Raw genomic sequence first — 15,139 nt, 5'->3', positions numbered from 1 at the left:
GCAGATCTTAATCCGATCGTGCCTGTTCTACCCATTGGCGTCTATAGACATTTTTGGACAGTAGCCTATGTTCATTTAGGAGCCTCACCTAACAAGTTGCTCTATTTAGTTAGTTTATAAAAGATATCCTAAAAATTGTGTTACTAAGATAAAGTAAATCAATAACCCTGAAATATCTTTAATCGTGGTAATAATTGGGTCTGCACCCGCTGCTTGATCAATACCAAGTTTAAATAATACAAATGGAATAAAGAATCCTAGAGTTGTTGCCAATGTCATCGTGATTGCCAAAGCTAAACCTACTGCAATCCCCAATTCAGGGAGCCCCTGCCAAGTAGATGCAATTACACCTGTAGCAATACCAACCAAGACACCCATACTCAATCCAACAATTGTTTCTTTTCCTAAATGTCTCATGAATTTCTTCGTGTTAATATTACCAAGGATTAATCCACGGGCAAAAATTGTCGATGACTGTGTACCTGCATTTCCACCCATATCCATAATAACTGGGATAAAGATTGCAACAGCCGCAATGGCTTCAAGTGCTTCCTCAAACGCTTCAATAACTACACCAGCCATTAAACCACCTATCATCGTAATGACTAAGAAAGGTAGTCGTACCTTCCATATTTGAAAGAGCGATCCATTTACTAATCTTTCACTACGATCAGACTCTCGACTATTTAAATCGGCCAAACCAGCTTTATTAAAAATGTCCTCTGTTGTTTCTTCTTCAAGAATATCCATTGCATCATCAAAAGTAATAATTCCAACTAATCGATTTTCTTTGTCTACAACTGGCAAAGCTAATAAATCTAATTCTTGAAGTGTACGAGCTACTTCTTCTTGGTCTGTACCAGTAGATACTTTTATAATCTTCTTATGCATGATCTCTTCCAGTTTTTGCTCTGGAGAAGCCATTACAAGCTCTTTTAAAGATAGTACCCCTTCTAATTTTCTGCTGTCGTCAGTAATGTAGATCGTATAAATTGTTTCTTTGTCTTGCGCATGCGTCCGTAGCTTTTCTACCGCTTCAGCAGCTGTATAATCTCTTTTCAACCTTACATATTCTGTTGTCATAATTCTTCCTGCAGTTTCGTCCTCATAACCCATTAAAAGCGCCGTTTCTTTTCTTTCTTCAGGTGACAAGGAAGCTACTAACTTTTTGGTTACTTTCGCAGGTAATTCATCCAATAACCTTACACGGTCATCTGGAGCTAGTTCGGAGATCATTTCGATCACTTTCTCTTCCGTAAAAGAAGCTAATAGAGTTTGCTGTAAATATAGATCTAACTGTTCAAATACGATTAACGCTTTATCCTTCGATAATAATCGGTAAACAATCGCTTGTTCTTCAACAGATAACTCCCTCATCACATCTAAAATTTCAATCGTTTCTGCTTGGCTTACTAATTTTTTTAACGCATCCATATCCTTATTATCCAGGTGAGTCCAAATGGATCTTTTAAAGTTCTCCATGATAATCCCTCCAACTTGATTGTAGTTTTTAACTTTTTCACTTCTCTTATACATTGCTTACCCGAATATGAACTATCACAATCACCTTCCATCGAACTCACCTCCTCCATTTTTAGCCAAAAAACAAAAGCGCAGAGTGCGAGTTAAAAACGTAGCAACTGGAGCGAATCAATCGAGATAAAGGAATCACGGGAAGCTTGCGAACCGATGATGACTTATCGTAGATTGCCTCGTGAAGTTGCCTAGTTTTTGGCGCTCGGAGCTGGACATGGCTTTATTCTGTTCCGAAAAATTATCCACAGCTAACGAATTTTACAATTCCCTAGACGACAAAAAAACGACTGCTAGGAGTCGTTATAGTCATGCTTCAACAAAGGTATGATTTTTTTCATACCTAAGTCGTCTATAAAAGGTTTACATATCCCTTTACAGATTTCGCCTATAAACTCCTCATCTGGGTTTTAGCACTAAGTGACGTAGATTCAAGAATTGAATCAGCTATCTTAAGCAGACCTTAATCCGATCATGCCTGTTCTACCCATTGGCGTCTCTGGACGTTTTTGGGCAATAGCCTATGTTCACTTAGGAGCCTCTCCTAACAAGTTATTTTGTTTTAAATTCATGTTTCATTATACTTAATCAAATGCCTTTGTCAACAAGAAAAAATTTTGTTGAGGTTTTTATTGTTGAATCTCCTACTCATTCTCGCTACACTAGAGAAAGGAACCTGGAAGGAATAATTGTAAAGTGTATCTATGCTTCATTCAGACCAAAGTCTTTAACCTTTCGTCAAAATTCAAGAATATAACGATGTATTCAATTTGTTTTTTCACAATTCCTCTTCTTTTCACCCGAGAGCAATCGTCAGTTACCTCCAACTTCAAAGATCGAGAGGATATATATTAATTTTGTTTTTTCACCGGGTTTCCTCTTACAATCACTAGCACGAATACAAGTGGGAAAAATGCCCTAACACCAACATAGACGACAACATCTCCGATAACAAAAGTGAGCAACAGAATTATGGAGGAGAACATACAAAGGATCCTTGCGAAAGTGATATTTTTTTTGATGGTTTTATGATAATCATATTTGTTCCAATCAAACAAACGTCCACCCAGAAAAAAACGCTTTGATTTTTCTTCGGGAAGAAATCTAAAAATGATATAGGTAAGGACAGACAACAAAAAAATGATAGACATAAATCCTAGATCAGTTGGTGTTTCCGTGAAGAATTCAACTATTTTATTCATAACAGATCTCCTCAACGTTTACTTATTCAGTGAGGGTTTTCGGTAGTCGTTTGGGAATAAAGAAACATGAGCCACTTCGTACTGACTTTTGTGTTTTGAAGCGGGAGTCTTACGGACGGTTGCTCCGGGATGAACTTAGGCCAACTTATATGGAACGAAGAGCTAAAAATGATCCTACCGCTCCGAGAATAACCCCAAAAACAAATACAGTTATTAAGACCCTCTTATTAATGGAAATAGTAAAAAATTCAACATAGTCTGTGCTTTTTGTACTTTTTGCATCACTCATCAACTAAATCTTCCTTTCTGTTATTTGCTTAAGCATACTAACGCTTGCTCCTCTACCTCTGATCCTCAACTTCTTTCCTTTATCCAAAAATTACACAATACAACTAATTCATTTTATCAAAAAAACAATCGATAATGTATTTTCCGAGAATTCCTTTGATCTTGATAAGTAATACTTTAATCGCGTTTATCCATCATTCAGCACTAAATTGTTGTATCAAATATCTCACTAACTTTATCAGTCTAAAACTTGATCAACACCTTTTTCTTTAAGGTATTTTTCAAATAATTGAACGTTTTCTGGATCTCTAACAAAGTTTAGTTTTTCCATCATTCAGACTCAACTCTATTTTATCTCTCCGAACTCCCATGGAATTAAATTCCGTTAATTTGTATTCACTAAGAGAGTTCATGTTAATTGTTTTATATCCGAAAAACATGTTATCATCGTGAATAATTAATGTTTTATCTTTTAAAATAATAAAACATGTAATTAATACACAAGCCAATAATAGATCTAACAAGTTATAATTACCGGTCATAGCATCATACAGCCATGTGTGATATAGAGCAAGCGATACAATGATCAACCCCATATTTGCGTAACCTTCTATTCTATTTTTAATTTCTTCACCATTTAAAATTTTCACAATGATCCATTTAGTTACAAGATCAGTAATTAACACAGCAATCCCAAATAAATAATAGGAGCTTATGTAAAACAACCATATTACTTCTAGCATCTTATATCCATTGTTATGCAATCGCCTAACAAGAGATGGTTGTAAAATTAATAATAAAATAAAAAGGACAATTGTTGATATTTTTAATTTGGTATTCTTTTTATCCATAACCCACAACTCCTTTGCAAGTGATAAAAAACCGGTCTGCCCCTCCCTTGAACTTTTTTATAGTCACAACTCAACACGCAGCAAGCCTACATCCAGAGTACAGCCATACTGTTCAAAGAATACAAGAGCTATTCTCCGATAGAGATTTTTTCAACATATTCTAAATTAATCAATTCAATTTGCTTACTTTTTTTCTTTACAACCTCGACTTCTAGCCATGTTTCGTTTACGGATAAAATTGTACCCATCGCAAAATGGTCCAAGGTGCTTACACTACAAGAACGTCCTATATGCTTCTTAAGTATCTCATGATTCATTGGTGTCACCCCTTTCTTTTTTCTCATGTTCATTATTTTTTTTACTTTCTTTTTATCATGAAAAAATTGATTTAAAATAGAAAAGAGCAAAGGCAAAAAAACAAGCAACAAAATATACCATTCATTCATGTACTTAGCCTTCTTTCGGTGATTTAAAAGTTTGGACACATAATCATCTTAACATTCATTTCCTCTAATTTACCATATATGAGCCGAAAAATAACTTAATAACATCTCATTTTTTTCGACTTATTTTTTATACTGGAAAACGATATTTACGTTTAACCAGTTGAGTTTAAGATTTTCCCTCAATGATTATTAGTCAAGACCCATCTTGAAGCGCTCGAAGCATTTGCTTCCGTTATTCTCACATAAACAACCCTAATTTTTCTTGTGTTTTGAAACGGTAGGGATACAAACGGTGACTCTTGTGATAAATAGATTTCCTATCATCAATTAGATCTTCAATATCTTTTCCCTCTGATTAATTTCTTTTTGACATAAAAACACCCCTTAAGACAATCATATCCAAAGGGGTAAAACGGTACTACTTTTTTAAAACACTCTTTCTTTTCATGAAAAAGAAAACCAATTTGCATGTTACGAGCACTGATTTTTTAGGCACCTAGAGTTACAGATTATTAAGAAGACCCGCAACATTTCTTATACTTTTTCCCACTACCACAATTACACGGATCATTACGACCAATTTTTAAGTCTTGGACAAATGGCTTATTTCCTGAGGGAATTTTGAGACGCTTCTTAGGAATTTCAGGCAATTTCGAAACCTCAGTTTTGTTCTGATTGAAGATATACCAACTTTGTAATTCTTTAATGGTGTTATCAATATATTTATTATGCACATCACTTCTACTATAGTCCAACCTAACCTTTTTATCTATCAGCATAATAGTTTTTACATCATCAAAATTAATTACACCATAATCTACTAGGCCTTTTTCATAAGCCCATTGAATATCTTCAAGCAAGTCTTCAAAATGCAAATCACACGCAGACACAATCACATCTGCGTACAAATACGGTGTCAGTCTCTTAGTTTTTAGTAATTGACGGTAATAATTAGAGATATCTTCTCGATCCAGCTGGCCTTGCAGTACCAATATCGTTAAAGCAGCCACAGCCTGTCCTCTTGCAAACTCATAGGATTCTTCATTTTCTAACAATTCTTTTAAAGCATCCAAATCGCCATTATAGACAGAAGCAAGTATTCTACCACTGCCTTCTGTTATAAAATCACCAAAAACTAGATTTAAGTCCTCTTCTGACCAATGTAATATTTGAAGCAACTTATGAAACAGTGCTTTTTCTCTAAATTGACCGAGTAGAAAGAACGCATAAATGTGCCCGAAATACCTTGGATTATTAGAAGCAATACTTGGATCTTCTATAAATTGATCAACAACTTGTAATAATTCAGGTATTACTTCTTCTTTATTTTCAATAATTTCTTCTAATTGTTTTTTGGGGAATTTTCCTTTTTCAATGAGACTAATGCTATCGATTACTTCTCTCATAATTACTAAACCCTTTCTTTTGGATTACGTTATTTTTTCTTGTAACACTTCCTTCAACAACGTTAACGCACTTTCTTCTGCTGGATCATTTGTGCCAAGTTCGCCGCGGAAGGCCTTGTTTAGTATGGATTGTTTTAAAATAAAAAGCTGGTTCTCTAAACCACTTATTTCTTTTAATTTTAACTCTCTTATATTCAATTCTTCAAGAATTTCAACAATTCTATCTTGTTCTTCTTTTGGTGGCAATGGAAATGCATAGTTTTCTAAATACGCCTTGGGAACTCGTTGTTGACCAACAGCTCCTGTCATCTCAGCTTTAGCTTGTAATCTGAATTGTTTAGCCCTTAATAGGTAGTAAACAAACTTAGTATTTACTAATGGATTAGCTCGCAGAACATGAAATTCAGTTGAACCAAATGCAAAGCCATTATGTAAATTTTTCGCGATCGCCGTTTTACCATTCTCCATTATACAGATAAACAGAAACCATGAATCCTTATCCTTTAACTTTTAGTCTAATACTGATAGCCAAAGTTTTTCTGACTCTACCACCAGTTCTGATACTAGCTTTATAAATGGATCATAATTCTTGGTTGTATGTGCTAGATCAATAACATCATAATATCTTGCCCGCTCCTCATTTTTTATAATGATTGGAGGGTGTCCATTTTTCATGAGTTCAAAATTCAAAAGCAACCGCGAAGTTCTACCATTTCCATCTATGAATGGGTGAATCTTTACAAACTCCCCATGCAATAATGTTGCCCTCACAACCGGGTGAAACACCTTCCATTCATTTTGATATTCCCCAATAAGTTTTTGCATCAAATCTCCAACTTCATAATGCTTAGGTGGAATATGTTTTGCTCCACTAATTACAACATTTTCATTACGATACTTCCCAGTATTATTATTATCAATTCCCTTTAAAATCAAGGCATGAATGTTTTTGATAAGCCATTCCGAAAGTGATGCTTTATTAGAGATAAGTTCTTCTACAAAGAGTATCGCTTCACGATGGTTAATTGCTTCTAGATGTTCCACCATGCTTTTTCCACCAATGGTAATTCCTTCAAGAACAACTTTGGTCTCTGTTAATGTCAGCGTATTCCCCTCTATGGCATTGCTATTATATGTCCATTCAACAATGAGTTTTTCCTGAAGCGATTTGGCAAGTCCTTTGGAAAAAGGTCTGTGTTTGTCGATTGCTTCCTTTAGTGAATCTATATTACTGAAGTCGAAATCCAATCCAACGTAGTTCTTCTTACTTATTTCCCTTGCATCCGTCGGTTTAACAGCATCTGTAGGGATAGACCAGTTTCGCCCAATTTTCACAGCACCTTCGATACGTCCCTCATTGCAAAGCACACGAATTCGACGATCACTTATTTTCCACTTCTCACTTGCTTCTTTCGAGCTCATATATTTCATAAAAAATCACCCCACAAATATATTATACCGTTATCGGAATAATATCAAGGTTGTTCCGATAACGGCACGATCAAAAATTTGTATTTATTTGTGTGTATCACTTAGAAATTACGGCCTAACTATAGATAAAGTGAAACTTCAATCAGTGGGGGTTTTTAGATATTCCCCCACTGATTGTTAGCCCTAAAGGATGACCTAAAGGCCCTTGAACCATTCGGGGTGCTAGCGTCCGTTACTCCCACTTAAACATCTTGCTTTTCCGTTGTTTTGAAGTGGGAGTCTTACGGACGGTTGCTCCGGGATAAAATGTAATTACTTCTTAATAAGAAGGCATTTTGGTTTTTCATAGCCATTAATGGTATCTAAAAAAGCTAAATCCGCTATGCTTAATTCATTAGCATTTATCGATTTAATACTCGGTGATTCATGTTCATCTAGCCATATGTTCCATATTTCAATCTCATCTGAATTTTTTAGCTGTTCATTCAAGTAATAAATAAGTTGTTTTGCTCTTACTTCTGTATAACGCCACTGTAACTCAAAAAAAAATTGTTTTTTTGAATATTCTTTTGCATATTTAGGAGAGTAATACATATCATGATTAATTTTTTTCATCAAAAATAGGAGCTTCTCTTTCTTTATTAGGATAATAGTATCCACCAGTCATTCCATATTGTAACTCCACTAGCAATGGTCCTCCTATCATTAATCTAACGTACAATTCAGACTTATATTTTCCAGTACACATTATTAGGTAATCTACGCAAATAGCCTTCACTTTTTTGTATTATTTTTCCTGTCTGAATATCTCTAACGATTACATTTTCATGATATTCTGGATTTTCACACCATTCTGATAGATATAACTTATCTTCATCACGAAATAATACCGTCTCTGTTTTTCCAATTGCAATCTTCTTTTTTTCTGGCCAAACAATTTCATAAAAGCCCTCATTTCCACTTCTTCCAAGGGTAAGTGGCGTTGTTTCAAGCATTAAATTATAGCAATCTTCAACTTCTACTAAAGACAACTCAGTAACAATTTCTAATTTTTCATTCTCTGGTATGTATTTTGTAATTCGAATTATCTTTTCCTGAAAATCAACCACTAAAAAATTTAATTCTCCGTTGTTCCATATGGGCTTTTCAACATATACATTCTCTTGAATTTGAAATGGCGAATGTACTTTACCATCAGGATAATGGACTAAGTGGTGAATAATTCCTTTAAATAATCCATCCCTATTAAATATCTCATGAGCATCATATAAATCATTACAGGGATCCGCTTCTTCTCTACAGAAATACCACTCGTTCGTTCCTTCAATTTCTTCTGGATAACTATTTGAAATCCCTTTTATTTTAGTAATATTAATCATTTATTGACGCCCCCTTTATAGTCCTAGTGCCTACTTAACATATAGCAAAATTCTACTTATGATGTGTAGGCGATTTAAAACATCTTATCACATCTATCCTATCTCCTCAACCCTCCTAATTTATCTAACATGTCAACTCGACCCTACGCTAATTTTAGTCTTTGATATGTTCCCTTAAACACTAAAAATAAGGGTTTCTAAGCGTTATCAACTCTAGAAAATCATCTAAGAAAACAAACTATGCTTGGAAACCCTTGATTTATCAATGTTTTTACTACACCTTATTTATCTGTTCTTGACATCAAGGCTATACACTCCACATGACTGGTCCCTGGAAACATATCAACCGGAACGATCCTTTGCACTTGATATCCTTTTTTCACGAGGGATTCAAGGTCACGTTTTAAGGTGACTGGATTACACGAAATATAAACCACTTTTTTCGGATTTATTGATGTTAATGCACGTAAAAACGCTTCCGTACTTCCTGCTCGGGGAGGATCCATGATAACAGCATCAACGGATTGTTTTTCTCTAGCCATTTTTATCATGAAATCTCCAGCATCTTCATTATGAAAATACACATTTTTTACGTTATTTCGTTTTGCATTATTAATCGCATCTTTCACTGCATCACGATTTAATTCTACTCCAATCACTTTCTTAACATGATCACTGGCAATTAGGCCAATTGTTCCTATTCCACAGTAAGCATCGATAATTGTTTCATTGCCTTGAAACGAAGCTAGCTCAATCGCCTTGTTATAAAGGAGATCGGTTTGAACAGGATTTACTTGATAAAAGGACTTAGGTGAAATTCGGAAAACTTTTTCACACAATGTGTCCTCGATAAAACCTTTCCCGTACAGCACTTGTTCTCTTTGTCCTAGAACCATACTTGTTTTCTTATTGTTCACATTCAAAACAACTGTCGTTATTTCAGGATGTTTTTTCATTAGGGCTTTAATAAAATTCTTTCGAGACGGAAACACGTGGGAAGCTAGCACAAGAACAACCATGATTTGCTTACTATTATATCCCGTTCGAATTAGCACGTGGCGCAACAAACCATTTCTTGTATCTTCATTATATGTTCTTATTTTGAAAGATCGAAGCATTTCCCGAATCGACACGATAATGTTGTCGGCCCGTTGATCATGTAACAAACAGCTATCCACAGAAACTACCTTGTGGGTTCCTGCCTGATAGATTCCTGAGATTGCTTTTCCTTTTCGGTCTGTATCAAATGTTGCATGGATTTTATTCCGATAATAATACGGATAATCCATCGCGATGATATCTTTCACTTTGCAGAATTTATTTAAAAGTGTCTCCACTTGCTTTTGCTTCATTTCGATTTGTTTTTGATAACTAAGATGTTGGATTTGACAACCACCGCACTCCTTAACAACTGGACATGAGCGTCGTTCAAATGTTTTACTATTTTCTGTTTGCATGGAAACTCCTTCATATTCATGTATTTACTTATTGTTTTATTATATAGAGCAACGTCGGAAATTTCCAGTTCATCATAAATGAAATTCCATTGAAGAAAAAAAGCGCAGAGCTTGATTAAAAATAGACGGAATGAATGAAACAAAAGGAATAGCTTTTTGCTTGCGAACCGATGATGACTTATCGTAAATTGCTTCGTGAAGTCACCTAGTTTTTCGCGCTCAGAGCTGGAGGTGACAATATCTATTCCGAAAAGTTATATACAATTTTGTGGTTTCCTAACCAATCAAAAAAACCATATCTAGACGATACGGTTTCTTTTTGATATGGAGTTAAAAAAAGCTTAAAATCATATTAGCAATGCTCGAGCCAAAGTCATATCCTATGTTATATATCGTTGTAAACAATGTTGGTAGTACCGAGAATATCTCTGTTACAAAGTATAATCCCACTAATCCAAAGGTAACCTTCCACTGAAAAGGAAGAGTATTCCATTCCTTTTTATAGTCCATGTAAACACCCCACTTCTTAGGAAATACGAACGTCGTTTAATATATACTAATTTTAACATATTTTTCACCAAAAGTAATATTTATCATTGTTTTTTCTAATTTTTAGTACTATATAATGATGAGTAAAAAAATTAATGTGTATTTCTATTCCTCTACTACTGCTTTTGATTTTTGCATTAACTTATCTACCTCAAAAAATTATGAGTATTGACCCTGCAAATGATTCTATGATTACATTTTTCGATGGGAGCACAGGCTTAGAAACACAAATCATCAATCAAGTAGACATTCATCATATTATTAATAATTTAAATGAATTGACTTTCCAGAAAGGCAAACCTTCCTTTCTATATATGGGATATCATTTTCGGATCAACATCTATAATGATAAACATAAATCCATTAAGGAGTTGATAATTGATTCAGACGATACGATAAGATACAAAGGGTTTTTTCGCTATTCTAGAGAACGATCCATTGACTATGATTATGTCGTACAATTGATCGATAGCCAAAAGTGAGTATAAGTGGTTGATAACGATCTCTTCACTTTATGAATACTATGTCTCAACAAAACAAATGCCTCAGAAAACCGTTGGCTTGTCTACGATTTTCTGAGACTTTTTTTATGGTATTGTATATCCACTTGAAGCAATCAAATTCTTTCCACCTTTTATTGCCTTTTGAAGTTGATGCAAAGATTTTATGTGGTCTTTCTATTTTTCATTTTAATATAGGGGCGAAGTAAATAGCTCGCGACTTTTAATGGGTTTATGGTTTTCGTTTGGAACAACTTTTCTCCCCAGTAACCTTGTAATGTATGAACTATTAGATCCAATCCTTTATTAGATAATTGTTCCATCGATCTTCTTAGTACGAGTGAGTCTTGATAGCTTTGACGAAGTGGTTTCATTAAATCCTCATATTTTCCCAAACCACACAAATCATAGGCTGCATAAACTCCACTTAATATAGATGCATACTGCCCAAAGCCCATAAAAGGCAATGTAGTTCCGAAACAATTGCCAACGTAAAAAGTATTTCCTATTCGCGCTGCGTCGCAAATCCCGATTGGATAACGAGTAATTTGAAATTGATCGGTCATTGGTAATTCCTGTTTTAATTGTGAACGCACTTTTTCGTGAAAAAACCCCCATAGATTGTTGAGGTTTACATCCGCATTTGCAGGTAAATCTGGGATAGCGATCGATATATTTGCTTCTTTTTCTGAAAACGGAATAAGAAAGCAATAACCGTAAGGCGCTAGGTCATAATCAAGCCAAGCCATTACACTATATCGATCGAAACAACCTTCAACTGTCGCACCCTTTATAGAAACGGTGAAATCTTCTCGGAAATTTCGTGTCTTCTTTGCATAATCTCCGTCTCCAGTTGCTATGACCACATGTGAATATTTACCAAGCAATTCTTCATATGTTTTTTCTGAATTAAATCTGATTTTTGATTTTGTTTGCTGTTCTAGCTGCTTTTCAAATGAACCTTGTTCCCTACCGCGAATATTCGTGAAACCTAGATGCCCCTCTATGATTGCGCTTTTATTTTTTGAAAAAAGCTCCATTTTTTGAATATTCCCAGCGGGCTTAAGATAAATCCCATATTCTTCTGACAAGGAGGCTATACAATCATGGACTGGTCTTGTAAAAATAGATAGCAGAACCTCTCCATTAACAAAACGATCTCCCACTTCACTTCGTCTTTCAAATATCGTCGGCGTTATGCCATTTTTTTTAAGAGTAATAGCACATGCTAAACCGGAAAGTCCGGCTCCCATGATAGCAATGTCCATTTCGGACTACCTCCTACATTTTTTGTATAGTAAGAGGGTTCCCTTTGGTAATTAAAATACACCATTTACTTTTTAAATGATTGGATATTGCTTTTATGGTATTCAGGTCTAATGCAAATGATCTACAATGGTAAGATTCTCCCTGCCTTTGTCTCTAGTGCACGGTCAAATAACACACGTAGCAACATCATATCCTCTACAGCCATTCCGACATTATTACAAACAATTAATTCTTGATCGGACTCACGACCTGGTTTATGTCCGCCACACACTTCACCAATTTCTCCATATACATTCGGTAAACCATGCGGATAATAATCATAACCTGCTAAAAGTTCATGTTGTGCAATGCTATCTAATGTATATTTATCTGCTCTTTTAACTGTTGCATCTTCTACTAAGGAATGGCAGTCACTTAAGAGAAGCGTTTGTCCTTTTGATACCCACTCGTCCTTGATTTGTGGATTTGGTGTTTCAGGAATGATTGTCGCCGTCGCAACTACCTCACTGCTTTTCACCACTTCCTCTATGCTCTTTGCTTTTACAATTTCACAAGGCACTTGAGGTTGCAAGTCTTTGATTAACGCATCTGTAGCCGCTTCAAACATATCGTAAACATATATCTTCTCTAGATCTGGAAACGTATTGCACACAATTCTCACGTGTTCACGTCCTTGAATTCCGCACCCAATCATACCAAATGTCTTCGTGTTTGATCTTGCCATATACTTTGCAGAAGCAAAAGCAACGCACGGTGTCCGAATTTCTGTTATATACAAACCATCCATAACCGCTAAAGGAACTCCAGATAAATAATCATTATAAATGATAAGCGCATTTGCTTGACGAGTCCCAAAATGTTGACGATTCTCTGGGTAACAAGAACCCCACTTAATCCCAACAGAACTAACCTCCTCAATCGATGCAGGCATTGCATGATAAAACGTATCACGAATGGGGTGTAATGCAATCTTTGCAGGCATATCCGTTTTCTTTTCGCTATATAAAACTAACGCACGTTCCGTTAAATCAAATATTTCTTGGTCAGATAACGGCAAGGCACGGCACTCCGCCTCACTAAGATAAAGCAAGTCTTTTCCGATCGTCATATGCTTACTAATCCAGTCTCTGTATTCTTTTCCGTTTAACATTTTTATCCCCCTCCAAAAATATGACTTAAAGTCATTGACCTATAGTCATATTTTAATATCACTGATCAATTATTTCAATACAAAAAAACACCCCTTCCGCAAATGAAGACGAAGTGAGTGTCGTATACTTGTGTTTATCGGTGAATGATCCCATGAATAAAAACCGACATGTTGGTCAGTGCAAACTCAGAAAAATCTATTTGTTCTGATGAAACACACCAACGATAATCAATACCTACCAGTTGTGTTTTAATCAATTCAACATAATGAGAGAATGGTTTATTGGTGTCTAAATCGCCAATTTTTAACCCAAATTCGACAATCTCATTAACAATTTGATAAAGAACTCGATCGTTGCTTAATACCAATGGTGAATCGTCTAACATACTATTATAATACAAGGCCCAGGGTATTTTTTTACCCATTTTATTGATTTCTTTATAAGCATGTTTAATAAACCCGAGTAAACGCTGCTCAAAAGTAGTGGTATTGTTCACTAGATCATAGGCCTCTTGATAAATTTGATCAAACTTTGTAAACGTATGATAAAGCGCATCTTTCTTTGAATGAAAATAATTATAAAAAGTCCCTTTGGCCGTACCAGCTAGATTGGTAATATCCTCAACAAGAACCTTTTCATAACCTTCTTCATTAAACAATTGGATCGCCGCTTGATATAATGCCTCTTTCGTTTCTATCGCTTTCATCTGTCGGTTTGTTAATTTTTTTTGAACCATAAATGCACGCTTCCTTATCTTATATTTACTTGATGCTTTCTTTTGATAATGAACTCAACCCAAGTGATCGTTACTTGTAACGCATTTTTTAGAAAAAAAGCAAGATCGACTCAGGAAGCTACCAATTAAAAATGTTTCTGTAACTTTGATTTCTTAGTGAAATACATGGTCATACCGAAGATTAATCCAGTAAATAGCCAAGTCAGTATACCCAACCTATCTCCTATTTGGCGATCAGATAAATATGGCAATGCATATTCCATAAACACCAACATAAAAAACGCGTAAAGACCGCCCGCAAAAAAGGATGCTTTTTTCAAATGTCTTTTCTTCTCTTCATATTCTTCTAATGAAGCACAATCTGTTTCATCTAAACGTTTTTTTCTTAACCTAATCGTAATTATTATTGCGTAAACCATATTAATAATGATCAGTGCTATTGTTGCAAACGATAGCGAATTTTGAAATACATCCATAACAAAACTGATAACCATTAATAACGTGGTTAAAAACCATAATAGTATTCCCGAGAAAGCTAATTCCTCATAGATTTGATTCCGTTGATATTCATCTCGATCGTCGAACACACCTATAAAACGATTAAGTATCTTATTCTTCATTGTTATTCTCCTTCCAAAACAAGGTATTCAGATCGGTTTTCAACTCTTTTGCTAGGGAAATACACAAAGCCAAAGAGGGGTTATATTTATCATTTTCAATTAGATTAATCGTTTGTCTTGCTACACCGACCTTTTTAGCGAGTTCAATCTGAGTGAACTTGCAATGTTTTCGATACTCTTTGACTCTGTTCAAATCAAACACCTCATCAATTGTTATCTATAAGTACATTATATATGACAAAATAACTTAATGTCAATTATATGTGACATTATTGTTTAAAGGCTCACCAAAAAAAGTTTTCGGGTTTTCGCACCTAAAAA

Annotated in this window: 16 protein-coding genes and 2 riboswitches; of the genes, 1 reads left to right on the top strand and 15 read right to left on the bottom strand. The window is 35.0% G+C overall.

The window, feature by feature from the left end; genetic code table 11:
* Nucleotides 1–103, bottom strand: a riboswitch (M-box (ykoK) riboswitch). This riboswitch is flagged as partial in the annotation.
* A gap of 11 nt (nucleotides 104–114) precedes the next feature.
* The 10 genes from mgtE to rlmD all read right to left on the bottom strand — a co-directional run bounded on the left by mgtE (nucleotide 115) and on the right by rlmD (nucleotide 9,993).
* Nucleotides 115–1,482, bottom strand: coding sequence for a magnesium transporter (mgtE, locus tag OWO01_RS07090; RefSeq protein ID WP_268779740.1), 1,368 nt, complete (start codon nucleotides 1,480–1,482; stop codon nucleotides 115–117).
* Between the two features lie 438 nt (nucleotides 1,483–1,920).
* Nucleotides 1,921–2,092: riboswitch (M-box (ykoK) riboswitch) on the bottom strand.
* A gap of 292 nt (nucleotides 2,093–2,384) precedes the next feature.
* A complete protein-coding gene (locus tag OWO01_RS07085; RefSeq protein ID WP_268779739.1) occupies nucleotides 2,385–2,735 on the bottom strand; it encodes a hypothetical protein in 351 nt (116 codons plus the stop codon).
* A gap of 596 nt (nucleotides 2,736–3,331) precedes the next feature.
* On the bottom strand, nucleotides 3,332–3,874 hold the full coding sequence (locus OWO01_RS07080; protein WP_268779738.1) for a hypothetical protein: 543 nt from the start codon (nucleotides 3,872–3,874) through the stop codon (nucleotides 3,332–3,334).
* A gap of 128 nt (nucleotides 3,875–4,002) precedes the next feature.
* A complete protein-coding gene (locus OWO01_RS07075; RefSeq protein WP_268779737.1) occupies nucleotides 4,003–4,320 on the bottom strand; it encodes a hypothetical protein in 318 nt (105 codons plus the stop codon).
* Between the two features lie 512 nt (nucleotides 4,321–4,832).
* Nucleotides 4,833–5,726, bottom strand: coding sequence for a DUF1186 domain-containing protein (locus tag OWO01_RS07070; protein ID WP_268779736.1), 894 nt, complete (start codon nucleotides 5,724–5,726; stop codon nucleotides 4,833–4,835).
* Between the two features lie 24 nt (nucleotides 5,727–5,750).
* Complete coding sequence (locus OWO01_RS07065) at nucleotides 5,751–6,203, bottom strand: restriction endonuclease subunit S (protein ID WP_268779746.1); 453 nt, start codon at nucleotides 6,201–6,203, stop codon at nucleotides 5,751–5,753.
* Between the two features lie 33 nt (nucleotides 6,204–6,236).
* Nucleotides 6,237–6,974 (bottom strand): Fic family protein, encoded by a 738-nt coding sequence (locus OWO01_RS07060; RefSeq protein ID WP_272506036.1) that lies wholly within the window; start codon nucleotides 6,972–6,974, stop codon nucleotides 6,237–6,239.
* Nucleotides 6,975–7,469: 495 nt separating this feature from the next.
* Complete coding sequence (locus tag OWO01_RS07055; RefSeq protein WP_268779735.1) at nucleotides 7,470–7,772, bottom strand: hypothetical protein; 303 nt, start codon at nucleotides 7,770–7,772, stop codon at nucleotides 7,470–7,472.
* Nucleotides 7,773–7,885: 113 nt separating this feature from the next.
* Nucleotides 7,886–8,536, bottom strand: coding sequence for a hypothetical protein (locus tag OWO01_RS07050; RefSeq protein ID WP_268779734.1), 651 nt, complete (start codon nucleotides 8,534–8,536; stop codon nucleotides 7,886–7,888).
* Between the two features lie 281 nt (nucleotides 8,537–8,817).
* A complete protein-coding gene (rlmD, locus tag OWO01_RS07045; protein ID WP_268779733.1) occupies nucleotides 8,818–9,993 on the bottom strand; it encodes a 23S rRNA (uracil(1939)-C(5))-methyltransferase RlmD in 1,176 nt (391 codons plus the stop codon).
* A gap of 644 nt (nucleotides 9,994–10,637) precedes the next feature.
* On the opposite strand from rlmD, the gene OWO01_RS07040 reads away from it, so the two are divergent.
* Nucleotides 10,638–11,024: a hypothetical protein gene (locus tag OWO01_RS07040; RefSeq protein ID WP_268779732.1), complete on the top strand. Its 387-nt coding sequence runs from the start codon at nucleotides 10,638–10,640 to the stop codon at nucleotides 11,022–11,024.
* Between the two features lie 182 nt (nucleotides 11,025–11,206).
* On the opposite strand, the gene OWO01_RS07035 is transcribed toward OWO01_RS07040, so the two are convergent.
* The 5 genes from OWO01_RS07035 to OWO01_RS07015 all read right to left on the bottom strand — a co-directional run bounded on the left by OWO01_RS07035 (nucleotide 11,207) and on the right by OWO01_RS07015 (nucleotide 15,011).
* Nucleotides 11,207–12,310: an NAD(P)/FAD-dependent oxidoreductase gene (locus OWO01_RS07035; RefSeq protein ID WP_268779731.1), complete on the bottom strand. Its 1,104-nt coding sequence runs from the start codon at nucleotides 12,308–12,310 to the stop codon at nucleotides 11,207–11,209.
* Between the two features lie 122 nt (nucleotides 12,311–12,432).
* On the bottom strand, nucleotides 12,433–13,461 hold the full coding sequence (locus tag OWO01_RS07030) for an ornithine cyclodeaminase family protein (RefSeq protein WP_268779730.1): 1,029 nt from the start codon (nucleotides 13,459–13,461) through the stop codon (nucleotides 12,433–12,435).
* Nucleotides 13,462–13,595: 134 nt separating this feature from the next.
* Nucleotides 13,596–14,198 (bottom strand): TetR/AcrR family transcriptional regulator, encoded by a 603-nt coding sequence (locus OWO01_RS07025; RefSeq protein WP_268779729.1) that lies wholly within the window; start codon nucleotides 14,196–14,198, stop codon nucleotides 13,596–13,598.
* Nucleotides 14,199–14,323: 125 nt separating this feature from the next.
* Nucleotides 14,324–14,818, bottom strand: a complete 495-nt coding sequence (locus OWO01_RS07020) for a DUF3278 domain-containing protein (protein WP_268779728.1) — start codon at nucleotides 14,816–14,818, stop codon at nucleotides 14,324–14,326.
* Nucleotides 14,808–15,011, bottom strand: a complete 204-nt coding sequence (locus OWO01_RS07015) for a helix-turn-helix transcriptional regulator (RefSeq protein ID WP_268779727.1) — start codon at nucleotides 15,009–15,011, stop codon at nucleotides 14,808–14,810. Before OWO01_RS07015 ends, OWO01_RS07020 begins: the two co-directional genes overlap by 11 nt.
* Nucleotides 15,012–15,139 lie beyond the last annotated feature (128 nt).

The organism is Natronobacillus azotifigens, assembly GCF_026805325.1.
In the GTDB taxonomy this organism is placed as follows: domain Bacteria; phylum Bacillota; class Bacilli; order Bacillales; family Amphibacillaceae; genus Natronobacillus; species Natronobacillus azotifigens.
Note: the sequence above shows the minus strand (reverse complement) of the source record. Positions and strands in the feature narration are given on the sequence as shown.

Bases quoted from the DNA above. Each gene is read 5' to 3' on its own strand.
- mgtE (WP_268779740.1), bottom strand. From the start codon at position 1,482: ATGGAGAACTTTAAAAGATCCATTTGGACTCACCTGGATAATAAGGAT.
- OWO01_RS07085 (WP_268779739.1), bottom strand. From the start codon at position 2,735: ATGAATAAAATAGTTGAATTCTTCACGGAAACACCAACTGATCTAGGA.
- OWO01_RS07080 (WP_268779738.1), bottom strand. From the start codon at position 3,874: ATGGATAAAAAGAATACCAAATTAAAAATATCAACAATTGTCCTTTTT.
- OWO01_RS07075 (WP_268779737.1), bottom strand. From the start codon at position 4,320: ATGAATGAATGGTATATTTTGTTGCTTGTTTTTTTGCCTTTGCTCTTT.
- OWO01_RS07070 (WP_268779736.1), bottom strand. From the start codon at position 5,726: ATGAGAGAAGTAATCGATAGCATTAGTCTCATTGAAAAAGGAAAATTC.
- OWO01_RS07055 (WP_268779735.1), bottom strand. From the start codon at position 7,772: ATGAAAAAAATTAATCATGATATGTATTACTCTCCTAAATATGCAAAA.
- OWO01_RS07050 (WP_268779734.1), bottom strand. From the start codon at position 8,536: ATGATTAATATTACTAAAATAAAAGGGATTTCAAATAGTTATCCAGAA.
- rlmD (WP_268779733.1), bottom strand. From the start codon at position 9,993: ATGCAAACAGAAAATAGTAAAACATTTGAACGACGCTCATGTCCAGTT.
- OWO01_RS07040 (WP_268779732.1), top strand. From the start codon at position 10,638: ATGTGTATTTCTATTCCTCTACTACTGCTTTTGATTTTTGCATTAACT.
- OWO01_RS07035 (WP_268779731.1), bottom strand. From the start codon at position 12,310: ATGGACATTGCTATCATGGGAGCCGGACTTTCCGGTTTAGCATGTGCT.
- OWO01_RS07030 (WP_268779730.1), bottom strand. From the start codon at position 13,461: ATGTTAAACGGAAAAGAATACAGAGACTGGATTAGTAAGCATATGACG.
- OWO01_RS07025 (WP_268779729.1), bottom strand. From the start codon at position 14,198: ATGGTTCAAAAAAAATTAACAAACCGACAGATGAAAGCGATAGAAACG.
- OWO01_RS07020 (WP_268779728.1), bottom strand. From the start codon at position 14,818: ATGAAGAATAAGATACTTAATCGTTTTATAGGTGTGTTCGACGATCGA.